The sequence below is a fragment of the Tychonema sp. LEGE 06208 genome (genome assembly GCF_015207505.1).
In the GTDB taxonomy this organism is placed as follows: Bacteria; Cyanobacteriota; Cyanobacteriia; order Cyanobacteriales; family Microcoleaceae; genus Microcoleus.
Genome location: NZ_JADEWT010000071.1, coordinates 16535 through 32927 on the forward strand (window position 1 = coordinate 16535; position 16393 = coordinate 32927).

General features: G+C 44.4%; 15 protein-coding genes. 4 read left to right on the top strand and 11 right to left on the bottom strand.

Going from position 1 to position 16393, the window contains the following annotated elements:
* Positions 1 to 291: 291 nt before the first annotated feature.
* The 3 genes from IQ263_RS18440 to efp form a co-directional block, all read right to left on the bottom strand.
* The gene (locus tag IQ263_RS18440; protein ID WP_194069056.1) at positions 292 to 651 is read right to left on the bottom strand and encodes an ArsR/SmtB family transcription factor; all 360 of its coding nucleotides are present in this window, start codon (positions 649 to 651) and stop codon (positions 292 to 294) included.
* A gap of 65 nt (positions 652 to 716) precedes the next feature.
* Positions 717 to 1265: an acetyl-CoA carboxylase biotin carboxyl carrier protein gene (gene accB, locus IQ263_RS18445; RefSeq protein ID WP_194069058.1), complete on the bottom strand. Its 549-nt coding sequence runs from the start codon at positions 1263 to 1265 to the stop codon at positions 717 to 719.
* Between the two features lie 185 nt (positions 1266 to 1450).
* Positions 1451 to 2008 (bottom strand): elongation factor P, encoded by a 558-nt coding sequence (gene efp / locus IQ263_RS18450; RefSeq protein WP_194011576.1) that lies wholly within the window; start codon positions 2006 to 2008, stop codon positions 1451 to 1453.
* A gap of 381 nt (positions 2009 to 2389) precedes the next feature.
* On the opposite strand from efp, the gene IQ263_RS18455 reads away from it, so the two are divergent.
* The 4 genes from IQ263_RS18455 (at position 2390) to thiL (ending at position 6581) form a co-directional block, all read left to right on the top strand.
* On the top strand, positions 2390 to 3511 hold the full coding sequence (locus tag IQ263_RS18455) for a peptidylprolyl isomerase (protein WP_194069061.1): 1122 nt from the start codon (positions 2390 to 2392) through the stop codon (positions 3509 to 3511).
* Between the two features lie 245 nt (positions 3512 to 3756).
* The gene (locus IQ263_RS18460) at positions 3757 to 4863 is read left to right on the top strand and encodes an RNA-guided endonuclease InsQ/TnpB family protein (RefSeq protein ID WP_228050164.1); all 1107 of its coding nucleotides are present in this window, start codon (positions 3757 to 3759) and stop codon (positions 4861 to 4863) included.
* 243 nt (positions 4864 to 5106) lie between these two features.
* Complete coding sequence (locus tag IQ263_RS18465) at positions 5107 to 5421, top strand: hypothetical protein (RefSeq protein WP_194069063.1); 315 nt, start codon at positions 5107 to 5109, stop codon at positions 5419 to 5421.
* Between the two features lie 164 nt (positions 5422 to 5585).
* Entirely contained in the window at positions 5586 to 6581 is a 996-nt protein-coding gene (thiL, locus tag IQ263_RS18470; RefSeq protein WP_194069065.1) for a thiamine-phosphate kinase, read from the top strand.
* Positions 6582 to 6675: 94 nt separating this feature from the next.
* Here the strand turns inward: thiL and IQ263_RS18475 are convergent, their stop codons facing one another.
* The 8 genes from IQ263_RS18475 to IQ263_RS18510 all read right to left on the bottom strand — a co-directional run bounded on the left by IQ263_RS18475 (position 6676) and on the right by IQ263_RS18510 (position 16172).
* Positions 6676 to 8139: a hypothetical protein gene (locus tag IQ263_RS18475; RefSeq protein ID WP_194069067.1), complete on the bottom strand. Its 1464-nt coding sequence runs from the start codon at positions 8137 to 8139 to the stop codon at positions 6676 to 6678.
* A complete protein-coding gene (locus tag IQ263_RS18480; protein WP_194069069.1) occupies positions 8126 to 8461 on the bottom strand; it encodes a hypothetical protein in 336 nt (111 codons plus the stop codon). The genes IQ263_RS18475 and IQ263_RS18480 overlap by 14 nt, the downstream gene beginning before the upstream one ends.
* 148 nt (positions 8462 to 8609) lie before the next feature.
* Positions 8610 to 9446, bottom strand: a complete 837-nt coding sequence (locus IQ263_RS18485; RefSeq protein WP_194069071.1) for an Rpn family recombination-promoting nuclease/putative transposase — start codon at positions 9444 to 9446, stop codon at positions 8610 to 8612.
* Between the two features lie 25 nt (positions 9447 to 9471).
* Positions 9472 to 12438 carry a CHAT domain-containing protein gene (locus IQ263_RS18490; RefSeq protein WP_194069073.1) on the bottom strand — a complete coding sequence of 989 codons (2967 nt, stop codon included), beginning with the start codon at positions 12436 to 12438 and terminating at the stop codon, positions 9472 to 9474.
* Positions 12439 to 12674: 236 nt separating this feature from the next.
* Positions 12675 to 13697, bottom strand: coding sequence for a tetratricopeptide repeat protein (locus IQ263_RS18495; protein WP_194069075.1), 1023 nt, complete (start codon positions 13695 to 13697; stop codon positions 12675 to 12677).
* A gap of 216 nt (positions 13698 to 13913) precedes the next feature.
* The gene (locus IQ263_RS18500; protein WP_194069077.1) at positions 13914 to 15104 is read right to left on the bottom strand and encodes a cysteine desulfurase family protein; all 1191 of its coding nucleotides are present in this window, start codon (positions 15102 to 15104) and stop codon (positions 13914 to 13916) included.
* A gap of 96 nt (positions 15105 to 15200) precedes the next feature.
* Positions 15201 to 15599: a four helix bundle protein gene (locus tag IQ263_RS18505; protein ID WP_339384887.1), complete on the bottom strand. Its 399-nt coding sequence runs from the start codon at positions 15597 to 15599 to the stop codon at positions 15201 to 15203.
* Between the two features lie 171 nt (positions 15600 to 15770).
* The gene (locus IQ263_RS18510; RefSeq protein WP_194069079.1) at positions 15771 to 16172 is read right to left on the bottom strand and encodes a DUF7682 family zinc-binding protein; all 402 of its coding nucleotides are present in this window, start codon (positions 16170 to 16172) and stop codon (positions 15771 to 15773) included.
* Positions 16173 to 16393 lie beyond the last annotated feature (221 nt).

Here is a 16393-nt window from a genome sequence, read left to right on the forward strand (position 1 = left end):
CCGCAGTTACTGGATTTGATATAACTGATGGCTGGGGACTAATGACGTTTGCTATTCGGGGGCGATCGCACTTGTGACTAATGACGTTAACTGGTGGCTTTCCCAGAGCCTGGAAACCCATGTAAGCGAGGCAGAGCCTCCGCTGTTAAAATCGGCAGAGCCGAACCATCTGCCATGCTCTCGAAGAGCATGGTAAGGAATAGTCCTGCAAATCCTGTAAGGATTGCTGTAACAACTAAGGACTAAGGACTAAGGACTAACAACTAACAACTAACAACTAACAACTAAAAACTAATTTTTAGTATTTGATGTCACGCTAAATGCCCTAAAGTGCAGGGCTTGCTCTTCGATCCTGGTAGCAAGCCGATCGCACACCATATTGCACAGCTCAAAAATTAACTCGTCCTGCACCTTATAATAAGCTGAAGTCCCTTCGCTCCGGCGAGTGAGGATACCAGCTTGCACCATAAGTTTGAGGTGCTTAGAAACATTGGCTTGACTCGTTTGAGTAGCTTCCACCAACTCTTGCACGCATTTTTCGCCGTCGCGAAGCAAGTTCAAAATTCGTAAACGCATTGGTTCGCTCAGGATGCTGAAATACTCAGCAACTTGTTGCACAACCTCTTGCGGGACAGGCTGGGATGACTTCATCAAACTCACCGGAGAGAAGCGATTTGGAAATATTAGGATTTATTCCATAACAATAAAGTAATCTTTCAATCCGGATTAATTCGCATCAAAACTTGACCGTATTCGACAGGTTCCGCATTTTGAACTAAAATTTCCATCACTTGACCGGACACTTCATCAGCATCAATTTCGTTCATCAGCTTCATCGCTTCGATAATACAAACTGTCTGGCTGACTTTGATCCGATCGCCCACATTGACAAAAGGTGGCTCATCGGGGCCTGCAGCGCGATAAAAGGTTCCTACCATCGGCGAGATAATTGGCACCCATTTGGTATCGACAGGAGGAGAAACGGCAGCAGAAACGGCAGCAGGGGGATGAGCCTGAGCCGCTCCTGAATTTTCGCCCACAGCATCCGGTGATGCCGCAGTGGAGCTAGCAGCACCCAAGGCGATCGGAGCGATTGTCGCAGCAGCAGCAGCAGCAGGGAGCGCTGCAGCGGTGCTTGGTTCGCTGGCTAGAATGCCTTTGCGTACTGTCAGTTCAAGCTCCCCACTTTTTAACGTCAGTTCCGAAATGCCTGTTTTGTCTAAAACAGTTAGCAATTCGCAAAGCTGGTTTAAGTCTAATTCCACAGCAAATTAAAGGGTAATTGAGAATTGATAATTGAAAATTAGGAATCCGGCGAAGCTAGCAAACTCACCGAGTTTGGAGATAAAAGGGATGGTTTTTAAGCTTTGAGCGATCAGTGTGGAATTTTTAGCTGTTTAACTCAAAACTCTAAAACCCAAGCTCAAAACTCCCTTTTCCTCCGTCGTTTCTACTCTCGACCGAGGTACTTGTCTTCACGAGTATCAATCCGAATCCGTTCTCCAATCGAAATAAATAGAGGCACCATAATCTGAGCGCCGGTGGAGAGGATGGCGGGTTTGCTGCCACCGGTGGCAGTATCTCCTTTGACTCCGGGATCGGTTTGCGTCACTTCCAAGACGACAGAGTTGGGCAGATCCACTTCCATGATTTGGTCATTCCAGCGAAGGATGCTGACTTCCATTCCTTCAGTGAGATATTTGACACGATCGCCTATTTCCTTAGCACTGAGGCGACTTTCCTCGTAAGTTTCCATATCCATAAAGACAAACTGGTCGCCTTCTTTATAGGTATGCTGCATCGAGCTCTTTTCGAGATTGGCTTGAGGCATAGTCTCGCCAGCCCGGAAAGTTTGTTCTACTACGCTTCCTGTTTGGACGTTTTTTAATTTTGTCCGCACAAAAGCTGAGCCTTTTCCTGGCTTGACGTGGAGGAATTCGATAACCCGCCACACGCCGTTATTCCATTCAATTGAAACACCTGTTCGGAAGTCGTTACTGGAAATCATATAATAAATTTTTGCGGGCAATCCCGTCGCCGGAGGGCACGGGGGAACTACAGTCAGTCGATTTTAGATTTGCCATTTTTCGATTTGAGATTTACTGGTGGCTGAGTGAGTCACCAAAGCAGGAACCTCGGTCTAAAATGTTCGATCTCTCCACGACAGGAGTCTGGGGATTGTATCAGTTTTTGAGCGGTGTCAGCTTAAAGCCGCAGTCTAGCCGACGGCATCAAAAAGCAATTGGCATTTTATTTTACCGTTGAAAGGGAGCAACTTCTGTACCGAAAGCTAAAAAGCTCTCTCAGGAACGAAGTTTGGGAACGGATGTAACGGTTAGAAGGCGGGCAGCGCTGTGGGAAGATAAAAGAGGCAATAAAAGTTAAAGTTATGTTGCATTTGCAGAATTTCTCGATCGATAGGTGCAAGCGCTTGGTCAAAACCGTCGCTTTAGCACTCCTGCTGTTCTCACTCTCCCTGAGTTTCAGTGAAGTATCCCATGCCAAACGCTCCAGCAGTATGCCTGCGGGGAATGCGATTACCGACGGCCGGGCGCTGCTGCGCTTAGCTTTACCGATTGACAATCAGACTGTGCGAGAATTGCAAATCAGTCTCGAAGACATTGGCAACCACATACGTTCTAAGCGTTGGGGGCCCATTAGCAGCGATGTCAGCAAGGCTTCAAGGATTCTCAACCTGCGGGAGTCAGATCTTTTAGCGAGTATTCCCGAGGCGCAAAAGCCGGAAGCTGAGGCGCTAGTCGTGCGAGTCAAGGAGGGAGTTGCCCAACTGGAAAAGGCTGTTGAGGCTAAAGACAGGGAAAAAGTGATTGATTTGAAAGCCACAATCCTCGGTTCGGTAGGCGAAATCCAAGAGTTGATGGTGACAGAGTTTCCGTTTGAAGTACCGGCAAAGTATGCTAATCTGCCTCAACTGAAAGGGCGCGCTACTGTGGCTGTGGAAACTCAAAAGGGAAAAATGACTCTTGTGGTTGACGGTTACAGCGCGCCGGTGACTGCTGGTAATTTTGTGGATTTGGTCGATCGAGGTTTTTATGACGGTTTGCCGTTTATTCGCTCGGAAGAATCCTATGTTTTGCAAACGGGAGACCCTGAAGGCAAGGAAGTGGGTTTTATTGACCCAGCTACTGGCAAATATCGGAATATTCCGCTAGAAGTGCTCGTTAGGGACGAAAAAGAACCTGTTTACGGGATTACTCTAGAAGATGCGGGGCGCTATCGCGACGAACCGGTTTTGCCTTTTTCGGCTTTCGGTACTGTGGCGATGGCTAGGGAAGAAGCCGATCCCGACAGCGGTTCTTCTCAATTTTTCTTTTTCTTGTTTGAACCTGAACTTACGCCCGCTGGTTTGAATCTGTTGGACGGTAGATATGCTGTTTTTGGTTACGTGACTGAAGGAAAAGAGGTTTTGGAGCAACTGAAGCAGGGAGACAAGATTGTATCTGCTAAGGTGATTAAAGGTAAGGAAAATTTAGTTCAACCTCAAGTTTGAGCGACAGGCAAACACAGACGGCGATTTAAATCGCTAGCAACGCGATCGCACAAACAAAGCCCGCTTCTGCGGGCTGCAATAATCAATTAAGACGGTGATTTAACTAATGCGAATGGGAAGTCCCGCGCTCTACCGAAGGTGAGCGCCAGGATGAAAACTCGCGGTGAAAATAAATTGAGCAACCGCGAATCAATTTTGTTTTTGTGAGCTATGATGTTTTTATCTGTATTCGGCAATCTTGATAAATGTATAAAGCCTACAAGTACAGAATTTATCCCACAGGTGGACAAGAAGTCTTGCTCGCAAAGTCTTTTGGCTGCGCGAGATGGTTCTGGAACTACGCTTTAAATCTATGTCAAGAAACTTACAAGAATACTGGCAAGGGATTAACTAGAGGGTATATACAAGGCTTACTCCCTGCACTTAAAAAAGAATACGAATGGTTAAAAGAGCCTTATTCTCAATGTTTGCAGGTGGTTGCCCTCAATTTATCTACTGCCTATAAAAACTTCTTTGACAAGAGGGCGATGCCGCCCAAATTCAAAGCCAAGCACGGTAGGCAGTCGATTAGTTATCCTCAAAATGTTAAATTTGACGGTGACTATATCCATCTACCTAAGATTGGTTTAGTTTTCTGTCGGCGACATCGTGACTTTGAGGGAAACATTAAGACTGTTACCGTGTCTCGGAACCGGGACGGTAAACATTTTGTTTCTGTTTTGATCTCGGATGGGAAAGAAAAACCTGAATTCGTTCCAGCGGATCAAGCTATTGGCATCGATGTAGGGTTAACTCATTTTGCGATCGCCAGTGATGGTTCTAAGTTTGGCAATCCCAAACACTTTGTCAAGGGTCAACGAAACTTGAAACGCAAGCAGCAAAAGCTTGCTAGCAAAACTAAAAACAGTCAAAACAGGAAAAAGGCAAAACTGGCGGTGGCAAAAGTCCACTCCAAAATAGCCCGGTGTCGCGAAGATTTTCTGCACAAGCTATCCCGCAAGATAGTTGACGAAAACCAAGTTATTGCAGTAGAAAATCTCAATATTAAAGGCATGGTAAAGAATCATAATTTAGCCAAAGCTATTAGCGATGTTGGTTGGGGTATGTTCTGTACGATGCTTAAGTACAAGTCCGAGAGTGAAGGAAAACGATATGTCGAAATCGATAGATGGTTTCCTAGCTCTAAGACTTGCCATATATGCCTAAATCGCGTCGATCATCTCACTCTTGATATTAGAGCATGGAGTTGTCAGCATTGTGGTCATCACCACGATCGCGATGTCAACGCCGCCATCAACATTAGGAATCAAGCCTTGCGGATTTTGGCGTTAGGAACTAGCGCTTCTGCCTGAGGAGGGGATGTAAGTGGACAAGAGTAAAACTTCGGTTTTGTTGGACGCCCCGCCCCGTTGAATCAGGAAGCTGGCGCTGTACCAATTAAGTGGTCAGCGTCTGGTAGTTCACATCACTTCTACAAAAACAAAGCCTGCCTCCGCAGGCTGCAAAAATTTATTAGATAAGTAGAAGTTGAATTAACATCATTATTTCATTTAGTTTTATTCAGTGTTATTCAAACTCGCAATGCAATCGATTTTATGGCAATTTTAGAATTTTTATTGGTAATTGGTTTGGGCGGATTCGCGGGCTTGTTGATTGTCAATAATCTGAATGAAAGCAAGCAAAAGCGACAGTTGGATGAGGCTTTTTATCAGTTATTGGAAAATCAAAACAGTCAGATGTCGCTGATTCAGTTGGCCGCCAGCGCTAGGGTGGAGGCTGAAGTTGCTCAGGAGTATTTAAACCGGCAAGTGAAGATTTTTTCTGCGATTTTAGAGGTGGATGATGAAGGAGATACTTTTTATCGATTTCCTAGGTTGCGCTTGCCGCCGATTTCTGGCAAGGAATGGTAATTGGGAAGTCAGTAGTCAGTAGTCAGTAGTCAGTAGTCAGTAGTTATTGGTTAGTAGTTATTGGTTATTGGTTATTGGTTATTAGTTATTGGTTATTGGTTATTGGTTAGTAGTTATTGGTTGTGGGTTATTGGTTGTCAGGAAGAAGGCAGGAGAAAGAAGGTATGAAAATTAAGGAGATTGGAGAACAGGGACTTTTAACAATTTTGCAGAGATTTTGCGCTGCGGAAATTGTGGGAGATGATGCAGCAGTCATTGCCGTTCCAGCCGATCGCTCTTTAGTTATTACTACTGATATGTTGGTAGATGGAGTGCATTTTAGCGATCGCACCACAGGCCCTTATTACGCAGGCTGGCGCGCCGCAGCGGCAAATTTGTCGGATCTCGCGGCAATGGGAGCAACCCCTGTGGCGGTGACGGTAGCCCTGGCTGTGAGTGCGGATACGGCTGTGGATTGGGTGGAAGAGTTTTATCGGGGGATGACGGCTTGTTTGGAAGTTTATCATACGCCGATCGTGGGTGGGGATGTGGTGCGATCGCCCGTGGTGACAGTTGCGATTACGGCTTTTGGACAAGTTGAGTGCGATCGTACCATCTGTCGGTCAAATGCGCGATCGAATTGGGCGATTGTGGCGACTGGCGTGCACGGAGCCTCCCGCGCGGGATTAGAATTGTTGTTAAATCCAGAATTTGGGCTCAATCTGGAAAAGGGCGATCGAACTTCTCTAATTCTCGCTCATCAGCGGCCTAAACCGCGGCTGGATGTTTTGCCGGTTGTTTGGGAAATTTTAGATGCTGCGGGTGAATTTTCCATCGCCGGAATGGATAGCAGCGATGGTTTAGCAGATGCGATTGTGCAAGTTTGTCGGGCTAGCGGTGTGGGTGCAAAAGTCGATCGCGCCCAAATACCAATTCCTCCTATTTTAAGGGAAATCGTATCAACCGAAACAGCTTTAGATTGGGCGTTGTACGGCGGCGAAGATTTTGAGTTAGTGTTGTTTTTGCCGATCGCCCATGCTAAGCTATTGGTCGATCGAATTGGTGATGGTGCTGCGATCGTGGGAATCACTACCGAAAGCAACGATATTTTGTTGAGTGATAGCAGCGGTATTTGTCCTGATGTTGGCTTAAAGATCGATCGAGGATTTCAACACTTTTAAATTATCTCTTAGCCGGCGGAGTCAGAAACCGGGTTTTTGGGAAAAATCATTAATTGTGGCGCAAAGATTCGGTAAAAACCCGGTTTCTTTGGCCTTATTGTTCAGAAGTCTCCCGCACTTGGGCCGCTTCCTGTAAAATATCATTAACTGGTGGACGTTGGGAATCGGGCAATCTCGGAGGTTGAGACTTGCGCCGCAACCATCTCAACTGATTAATCTTCCACGCACCATTAATCCAGCCCATCAATCCAGAAACCAGAATTACAACCAAGAGACTCAACAACAGACTAGCTACAGCCGGATGAAGCACATCCCCTTTTTGAGGTATTCTGAACACTACCGGTGTCTCGATATAACCTGAAACCGCAGACACCACAAGGCCTCCAGCCCCTAATCCAGTACCCCATATTTGAATAGTTCTTTCCAAAGAGCGATCGATTTCTGCTTGTTCGATATCCACAATCCCCGCTACCAAATCCACCGCAATCTTAATCAAATCAGTACCATGTTTAAAATAGCCTAAATCCCCCTGAATTTGTCGTTGAAAATACGGACAACTTCTCTCAATGAAAAAATTAAATGTTGTCAATTTATCCGTTGAAAATTTCCATTTATAAGAAATTTCAGACAGCTTTTCCTGATAATTGTAAACATGAATATTAATCGTATTATTAAAATCTTCGAGATATTCTAACGCTCTTTCATAATTCAAACTTTCTCCAAGTAACTCTTTTAGTTTGATTTTGAGATAGGTTAAAGACTTATCTATATCGACATTTTCCGGGCAAGCAACATCATTGTTCGATTCAAAGTCAGCGATTTTTGTTTGTAAGCTAGCGATTGTCACCTCAATTTCTGCGTAGAGTTTCTTAAGTAAATCATAATTACTGCGGCTATCCAGAAAAGCTTTAGTGATTTTATGGCGGTAATAAAACAGTTCAAACAAAGGTTGAATAATTTGCCCTAATTTTTTCTCAATATCATCATCAACCAGATAAACAAAGACTTGCAGTTGACTTTTTATCGAAGTATACTCAAAAATTGGAGAACCCAGTAACTCAGTATCGCGGTAAAAAGGTGGACGCACAGATGCTTCGGGGAACAGATTATTTAAACATTTATCTGCAACTTGGCGGATGGAATCGTTGGTTGGATGTGAATCAGTTTGTAATTTGTAGGTAATAAAAATAGTCTGTCCTAACCAATCTTGATAATTATCAGGAATTAGGAAATTATTTTCATTAAATTGTTGTAATTCTGTAATTTCTAGGTTTTTATTTTCATTGGTTTCTGGGCTGCCAATTCTCGCTAAAATGCCTTCGCTATCCTCCAGAAGGCAAAACTTAAAAGAACCATTAATTTTATTGGAATGCGAGAATTTTTTGACTTTAGTGAGGGGATAACCGAGGTTAGCTTGGGAAAAAATTATCTCTTTTTCTGGGCTAAAATGTTGCCAGATACTATTAGCCCAAGTCCAGATTGAGTTAGCTTCGGTTTTGCTTTCCTGGCTGAGTTGGTAGCTGTAGATGTAGATTTGGGGATGGTCAATTTTTAGCATCGGATTTGTCAATGCGTTTTTTCAAGCTTGCTTCTAGCTTTTTGATGTCGGGATAGGTATTGACGATTGTTTCATAACCGGGCGTGGCTTCTGCTTCTACATCATCGAGATTTTTTCTGACCAGATTTTTGATGGCATCTCTAACATCTTTAAATTGTTTGTAGAGTGTATTTATAGCATCTTCTACAGTATCATTATCAGCACCAGATTCTGCTAAAGGGAGGACTTCGGCGAGCAATCTTTCGATGAAAGGGGGAGTCAAAATTGCCGGGGCGGTGGTAATGGCGTTATAGATTTGGGACAAAATATCGACTTCGTTCATAATTTTACCTCACAAATGGATGTTGTTTGAATGAGCAATTAGGCAAGTGTCACACTTTGATCGACTTGTAAGGTGCGTCAGTCTTAGGTTGGTCGAAAAATCAGGGTTTTCGCAACTGACGCACCCTACTAATTTTAGCGTATTTTGATTAATTTTGATCGGCTTGTTCAGCTTGTTCTTTTTGAGCTTCGGCGATAGTCGCTGTTACTTCAGCTAGGGGTAAGTTAAAGATTGTAGCAATTTGTTCTGTAGCCAATCCCAGACTAAACATTTTGAAAATAAGAGCTTTGTCTCGTTGTTTAGCTTTAGCTTGTTCTTCCGCTTGTCCTTCTGCAAAAACATCTTGATAAAATCGGGTTTGTTTTAAGTCGGTTAGGCTAAACATGGCGGCAACTTCCTCTCTGGTTTTTTGGGGTAATTTGTAAACAATGATGGTTTCTAGTAAGTTGATGAAGTTTTTTCTGGCTGTGGTATCCGATATTTCGGTTTCGGCTTGTCTGGCTAAATCTATGGCAAAGTTTTCGGCGGTGTTGTCTGGTTCGATTACCAGTTTAATCAATTTTATGGGTAGAGATGCTGTTTCTGATGCACTTAGTTCATTGATGTAAATACGGGTGATTTGTGGGAGGGCGAGCATTTCCTGAAAGTGGATGTTGCTTTGTCTTTCGGTTTGCCGATTTGGGTAGATGACTACCAATTGCCAAGGGTGCGGCGGTTGGTATTGTTTGAGATAGATGAATAGTTCGGCAAACAGACGGTAGTAGAGTGTTGGATCTGGTTGAAATTGGACTTCTACAACGTAGAATGGTAGTTGAGGATCGGGAATAATTGGTAGAAATAAACCGTCTAGGCGAAAAGCTAATTGTTTGACTTCTTGGGATGTAAATTTGTATTGGTTGGCACTCTCGGCGGGTATGCCCAGAAGGGCAAAGAACACAAAGGGGAATTCTTGGAAGATGTTGTAAAATATGCTATCGGTTTTCATCGATTAAATTAAATCTTTCCTTGGATTATAATCCTATGGCACAAAACGCTCCCCAATGATAAACATCGCCATAGGGTTGTTCGTCATTATTGTAGCCTTTTAATTCCTTGAGGATCGGTTTTTTTCGATCGCCATCGAAACTATCCGATTCCTGCACCCATGATAGCAAATCGGAAGTCGCGGCAGACTTAAACCAGCGCTGGGTATCGTGGAGGGCTTTACCGATGCTAACTCCTGGTTTGAGCAATTCATAGAATTTTACCATCATTAAGGCGGTCGAGAGGTCGTTGACAGCCCAAAGACTGGCTAGGGTTCCCATTGCACCGGCGTGGATAAATCCTGTCGGTAATCCAATATAATCGGAGCGATTGTTGGTGTCAATTAGCGCGGTTTCGCAGGCGGAAAGCACGACTAGGCGGCAATGTTTGAATTGCAGTAACAAGATATCTGCTAATGTTAGGCATTTGTTAATGTCGGCTGTTTGGCCGTCGCGCCATTCCACGTAACGATTCGATTCATCTAAATCCGATCCTGCCCTAGACTGGGAATCTCCGCCGATGATGCCGCCAGACAAGATTAAAAACGATTTTAGCGGATCGTCGGGATTGAAGGAGCCGTGACAGGAAAAGTGCGCGCAGTGGGCGTTTTCTAACTGTTCTAGATACTTTTCTAGGAGATTTGTTTTACTCGCTTCATCGCCGGGGAGAATTTGACTGAGCGCGAATTTGGGGGCGATGCTGGCGACTTCTAAATCGGTGTAGCGCAGATCGGAGGTGGGGTTTTGCAAGGCGAGGAGTTGGTCAAAATTCGGGTGGATTGTAATCTGTTGCAGGAGTTGGCAACTGGGGCTGTATTGAATTCCTTGGGTGAATCTATCTAACAAGAATTCGTCGTCGGTTAGGGGTAGGGCGTGGAGGGGGAACAGGTGCAGCAACCAGTGGGGAATTAGGATTAAGCGGGTACTTTGTGAGGGCAGAATTGTGGTGATTTGGAGGATTTTGGCAAGACGCTGGAGATAGTCGGAGAGTTTGGTTTGCCAGTAGGTTTTGCTTTGTTTGTAGTCGGCCCGGTAGTCGTTAACTAAGTCGATTAATTCATCGCATTGAGGATTGCGATGCACTGTCAGCACGTCGGGGTAAGTGAGGACAAAGGTGATGATTTCTTTGTCGGTGATGTACCACTCTATTAGGGCGGTGTCTGGGGTGAGGAGTTGGGTAATTTCGGTGAAAGTTATGGGTTTTAGGACTTGGGGGGTTTCCTGTTTTTGGGCGATGACTTCGGCAAGGTTGCGGGCTTTGTTCGCTTCGGCATATAAGAGTGCTTCTTGGTTGCTTTGGCGATCGAGGCATACTTGCACCATGCCTCTGTAGAGCTTATCCCACTCCAAATCGTGTTTTTGCTTGGTTTCATCCCCCGATTCTAACTCTCGTAATTTGGAGGCTCTGGTTATGGCATTTTTAAAGGTATTGTAGGCACTTTGGAGAGTTGCTGCTTTTTGGTTTGTGTCTTCTGGTTTTTCTCGGTTGATGTAGTCTAGTTTTGCCAGATAAGCAAAGCCCAGGTTATTTAAGGTTAGTACGTTATTGAACGGGAAAGCCTCAAGGGTATAGACTGTTAGAGCTTTGTCAAAAAAGCTGATCGCCCGTTCCAGATTTTCCGCCCGCGAACCGTTGATTCTGTATAAGTAGACAGCAGCTAGGTTATTTTGAGTCATTGCCCAATCTTGAGGGAAATCCTCAAAGGTACGAACTGTTAAAGCAGCGTCATAAAGTGCGATCGCCCGTTCCAAATTTTCCGCCCGCGAACCCTTGATTCTCTTTCTGTAGGCATTGGCTAGGTTATTTTGAGTCCCTGCCCATTGTTCAGGGAAATCCTCAAAGGTATGAACTGTTAAAACAGCCTCATAAAAGCTGATCGCCTGTTCGAGATTTTCCGCCCGCGAACCCTTGATTCTGTCACTGTGGGCAGTAGCTAGGTTATATTGAGTCCCTGCCCATTGTTCAGGGAAATCCTCAAAGGTATAAACTGTTAAAACAGCCTCATAAAAGCGGATCGCCCGTTCCAGATTTTCCGCCCGCGAACCGTTGATTCTGTTGCTGTAGGCAAGAGCTAAGTTATTTTGAGTCATTGCCCATTGTTCAGGGAAATCCTCAAGGGTACGAATTGTTAAAGCAGCCTCATAAAAGCGGATCGCCTGTTCCAGATTTTCCGCCCGCGAACCGTTGATTCTGTTGCTACAGGCAAGAGCTAAGTTATTTTGAGTCATTGCCCATTTTTGAGGTAAATTCTCAAAGGTATATACTATTAAAGCTGCCTTATAAAAGCCGATCGCCAGTTCCAAGTTTTCCGCCCGCGAACCGTTGATTCTGTTACTGTAGGCAAGAGCTAGGTTATTTTGAGTTCCAGCATAGTTTTCGCTTCCCGGTTCCAGATTATTTAAAACTATTTGATAACCAGTAATGGCAATTTCAATATTGTTCTTTCTATTCCCAAGCGGAAAGTTACTAATATGAATACTTAAATTTTCAATGAGGCGGACAATTGAGCTAATTGTTTCTGGATTTCGGCCATCAAGTAACTGCTCGGATGCTTGCTGTAAAGTTTCGGCAAAACGGGCATTGAGGAGATGTTGCCGCCCGGCCAGCATGGGGTAAATTACTTTAATATCGCTATCGCTATCTTGTTCTGCTTGCAATAATTCTAGGAAAAAGTTGGCATACTCTTGGGGATTTTCACCTTCAGAGTTATTGCTATCTCCGTCATCGTTCATATCGATGAATTGCCCTAGCTGACTGGCCAGATTTCGGAGGAAATTCGCGCCATTTTCGCCTCCTTGTGCTGCCAACATTGTCGCTACTGACTCGCAAGCTTCCAGAAATCCGCGATCCAATAATTCTGAGTTATCTTGTAATATCTGGGGTTCGTCTCCGTTGGGGCAATTCAGCAGGGTGTGAATTAATTGGAGATAAGCTTGATCGCGGGTTTCTTCCATTGTGGGGAGTTGTGGGTGACACCGATGTTTTATTTTATCATGGTAGGGGTTGGTTTGCTGGGTGGCGAGAAACCGGGTTTTTGCGAAGATATTCGATGAGATGCGAAGATATCGGAAAAAACCCGGTTTCTGAGATGGTGCGCGTGGCGAGAAACCGGGTTTTTGCGAAGATATTCGATGAGATGCGAAGATATCGGAAAAAACCCGGTTTCTGAGATTGTTAAGGCAGCCTCACATTAGGTATTAGCCAGCTTCTTTTGAATCATTGCCCAATATTCAGGGAAATCCTCACGGGTATATACTGTTAAAGCTGCCTCATAAAACGATCGCGCTTTGGAAAGATTTTCATCCCGCGAACCGTTGATTCTGTCATTATGGGCATTACCTAGGTTATATTGAATCATTGCCCAATCTTCAGGAAACTGTTCGGGGGTACGAACAGTTAAAGCAGCCTCAAAAAATGCGATCGCGCGATCGAGATTTTCCGCCCGCGAACCGTTGATTCTGTTGGCGTAAGCAGCAGCTAGGTTATTTTGAGCCATTCCCCAATCTTCCGGGAAAGCCTCAAGGGTGTAGACTGTTAAAGCAGCACCATAAAGGGCGATCGCCATTTCCACATTTTCCGCCCGCGAACCCTTTATTCTGCTAATATAGGCAGCAGCTAAATTGTTTTGAGTTTGAGCAAACTTTTGGCTTCCGGGTTGCCGATTATTCAAAACAATCTGATAAGCAGCAATGGCAATTTCAATATTATTCGCTCTATTCCCACCCGAAAAATTGCTAATATTAATGGCCAAGTCTTCCACGAGGCTGACCATTGAGTCAATGGTTTGGGCATTTTCGCCAGCAATTAACCTCTGCAATACTTGCTCTAAAATCCCAGGAAAACTGTCATTGAGGAGATGTTGTCTTTCAGCTAGCATGGGGTGAATTGCTGCTGCAGTGCTAGTGCTAGCATCTTCTGCTTGCAATAATTCTAGGATAAAGTTTGCATACTCTTGGGGATTTTCACCTTCGGAGTTATCGCCATCGTTGATATCGATTAATTGTAATAGCTGACTAATCAGATTTCGCAGGAAGCTAGCGCCGTTTTCTCCTCCTTGCTGTGCCATCTTTTCTGCTACCAACTCGCAAGTTTCCAGAAATTCGACATCCAACAATTCTATATTATCTTGCAATATCTGCGGTTCCGATCCGCTGGGGCAATTCAGCAGGGTATGAATTAGTTCTAGGTAGGCTTGGGCGCGCTTTTCTTCCATTGTGGGGAGTTGTGAATAATATCAGGATTTATTTTATCATGGTTGTGCGTGGGTAGCGAGAAACCGGGTTTTTGCGAAGATATTCGATGTGATGCGAAGATATTGGAAAAAACCCGGTTTCTGAGATTGTGCGTGGGTAGCGAGAAACCGGGTTTTTGCGAAGATATTCGATGTGATGCGAAGATATTGGAAAAAACCCGGTTTCTGAGATTATTTTTAATGCCTGCACAATGCTACTTTGGGCATCAATCTATCTAATATTTGCCCGATCGCAATTACTGTCCAATCAATATCAGCTTCGGTTGTTTGGTGTCCGAGTGTCAAGCGAATTCCACAAACAGCATCATTTTCGCTATATCCCATTGCTAACAAAACTGGGCTTGCTGTTAGTTTGCCGCTGTTGCAAGCGGAACCGGAACTTATGCCAATTCCTGCTAAGTTTAGCTGTCTCACGAGAGTTTTGCCTGTGATTCGCCCTGTATCTATCCCTTGGTAAGGGCTACATTGGGGGGAGACAATGCAAAAACTGGTGTGGTGCGGCAGTCGGCAATATCGATCGCCCGTTGGTACTAAACTGGATATGTGGGCTAATTTGTCAAAAAGTCGATCGCGCAATTCAATCAATCTCGCTGTTTCTGTATCTATTTCCTGCAAAGCCAACTCCGCCGCCACTCCAAAACCCACGATTGCGGGCAGCGCTTGCGTCCCTGAACGCAGTTTCAACTCTTGTCCGCCCCCCCCCAACATTGGCGCTAATTCCAGTCCCGGACGCACGTAAAGCGCGCCTGCACCTTGCGGCCCGTAAAGTTTGTGACTCGAAAGCGAAAGCAAGTCTACGGGGAATTTCTGCACGTCTATTGGCAGTTTCCCGGCTACTTGAACTGCATCGGTATGAAATATGATATTGCGCGATCGGGCAATTTGTGATAATGCTTCAATTGGTTGCAGCGTGCCAACTTCACTTTGCCCGTAAACAATCGAAATTAACACTGTATTCGATCGCAATGCTTCTTGCAAATCCAAGGGGTGAACTCGCCCAAATTTATCCACCGGTAATCGCGTTACTTCCCATCCCCACTGTTCGAGTTGTCGCGCCGGTTCTGCGACTGCGGAATGTTCTACGCTGGAAATAATGATATGCTGCGGCTTTGTATAAAGACGGGCAATTCCCATAATTGCCAAATTGTCCGCTTCAGTTCCCCCGCTGGTAAAAATTATCGATTCCGGTAGTGCGTTAATTAGGCTAGCAACCTGCATTCTAGCTAATTCTAAAGTAGTGGCCGCTCTTTGTCCCCATTCGTGCAAGCTAGAAGGATTTCCCCACTGCTGAGTGAGGGCTTTTTGCATGGCTTCAATTGCTTCTGGGCGTGTTGGGGTTGTAGCGCTATAGTCGAGGTAAATTTGCATGGTTTTAATGAGTTAGTTGTTGGTTGTTAGTTGTTAGTTGTTATTGGTTAGTTGTTAGTTGTTATTTGTTATTTGTTATTGGTTATTTGTTAGTTGTCAAGAGTCTGTGGGTAGTTTGCTTTTGGGTATTTTCTTGATTTTCAACGCTTGAGTATTTGCTTTGCTTTGAATTGAGTTTAGGTAAGCGTTGAGTTTAGGAGATAGTTCGTCTATTAAAGGTTTTAGGCGCTCGATTTGCTCGGTGGTTAACAGGTGTCGGGCACAAGCTAATCTTAACCAGTGTCTTGTTTCATGCAGTGACCCCCTGGCTATTTTGATAAAACGTTGATTATCATTATAGTTATACCGCCCATTCCCCTCGGCAATATTAGCACCAATACTATCGACTGACCTAACCAATTGTTGTCCCACTGTATTTTTAGCAAAGAAATCCCAGGATTGAACAATCAACCAAACTTCATTAGAAATTTGCTCTGCTAATTGATAAACCTGCAACTCTTGAAACCTAACCATACATTTACAATTTGAACATTGAACAATTATAACATCTCCCCCAAAAAAAGCACAACCAATAACAACTAACCAATAACAACTAACCAATAACAACTAACCAATAACAACTAACCAATAACCAATAACCAATAACCAATAACCAATAACAACTAACTAACTTCCTGGTTTGCAAACGTTGTAGTCTTCGTGGGACAAAACTTTTTGGGGAATTAAGAAAGTGCCGCAATCTTCACAAAGCATTCTGTAGTTGCGTGTTACAGGAATGCTCACAATCCATCGGTTGTGACGCAGGCGTTTGCCACCGAAATCTCTGTAATTCTTATTTTCCCCCAAAGCTGCTATAATTGCGCGAGCTTTAGTAACTACGTGGTCGGGTAGACCTCTGAGATCGATCGCATCTTTAGCAAATGATGCTTCCCTCTCTTGTTTTTTAGTTTGTTTTTCTGCCAGCATTTCAACATATTGCTGCTGCGCTGCCAACTCTTGCGTGCAGCGATGGCACGCTTTACCATATCCTTTGTGACCGCAATCAAAAATTGTTTTTCTTTTAGCCATAAAGCAGCAGTATCGGGTTTGACCCACGCCCCTGAATGCTGCTACCCTACCAGTGATGCTTCCGGCATCGAGGCAGTTCTACAAGACGTAAAATCTATTCCCTTTCATAAAATTTATAGGTTCTAAGTTGACTTTATCGAATATGTTTGAATTGTGGGTAAGCCTATAAGCTGTTGCTCATATAGATTGTGTATGGCGATGGAGGGGGAGAGGGGGAGAGG

Coding starts and splice junctions, on each gene's coding strand:
- IQ263_RS18440 (WP_194069056.1), bottom strand. CDS start 651: ATGAAGTCATCCCAGCCTGTCCCGCAAGAGGTTGTGCAACAAGTTGCT.
- efp (WP_194011576.1), bottom strand. CDS start 2,008: ATGATTTCCAGTAACGACTTCCGAACAGGTGTTTCAATTGAATGGAAT.
- IQ263_RS18455 (WP_194069061.1), top strand. CDS start 2,390: ATGTTGCATTTGCAGAATTTCTCGATCGATAGGTGCAAGCGCTTGGTC.
- IQ263_RS18460 (WP_228050164.1), top strand. CDS start 3,757: ATGTATAAAGCCTACAAGTACAGAATTTATCCCACAGGTGGACAAGAA.
- IQ263_RS18465 (WP_194069063.1), top strand. CDS start 5,107: ATGGCAATTTTAGAATTTTTATTGGTAATTGGTTTGGGCGGATTCGCG.
- thiL (WP_194069065.1), top strand. CDS start 5,586: ATGAAAATTAAGGAGATTGGAGAACAGGGACTTTTAACAATTTTGCAG.
- IQ263_RS18475 (WP_194069067.1), bottom strand. CDS start 8,139: ATGCTAAAAATTGACCATCCCCAAATCTACATCTACAGCTACCAACTC.
- IQ263_RS18480 (WP_194069069.1), bottom strand. CDS start 8,461: ATGAACGAAGTCGATATTTTGTCCCAAATCTATAACGCCATTACCACC.
- IQ263_RS18485 (WP_194069071.1), bottom strand. CDS start 9,446: ATGAAAACCGATAGCATATTTTACAACATCTTCCAAGAATTCCCCTTT.
- IQ263_RS18490 (WP_194069073.1), bottom strand. CDS start 12,438: ATGGAAGAAACCCGCGATCAAGCTTATCTCCAATTAATTCACACCCTG.
- IQ263_RS18495 (WP_194069075.1), bottom strand. CDS start 13,697: ATGGAAGAAAAGCGCGCCCAAGCCTACCTAGAACTAATTCATACCCTG.
- IQ263_RS18500 (WP_194069077.1), bottom strand. CDS start 15,104: ATGCAAATTTACCTCGACTATAGCGCTACAACCCCAACACGCCCAGAA.
- IQ263_RS18510 (WP_194069079.1), bottom strand. CDS start 16,172: ATGGCTAAAAGAAAAACAATTTTTGATTGCGGTCACAAAGGATATGGT.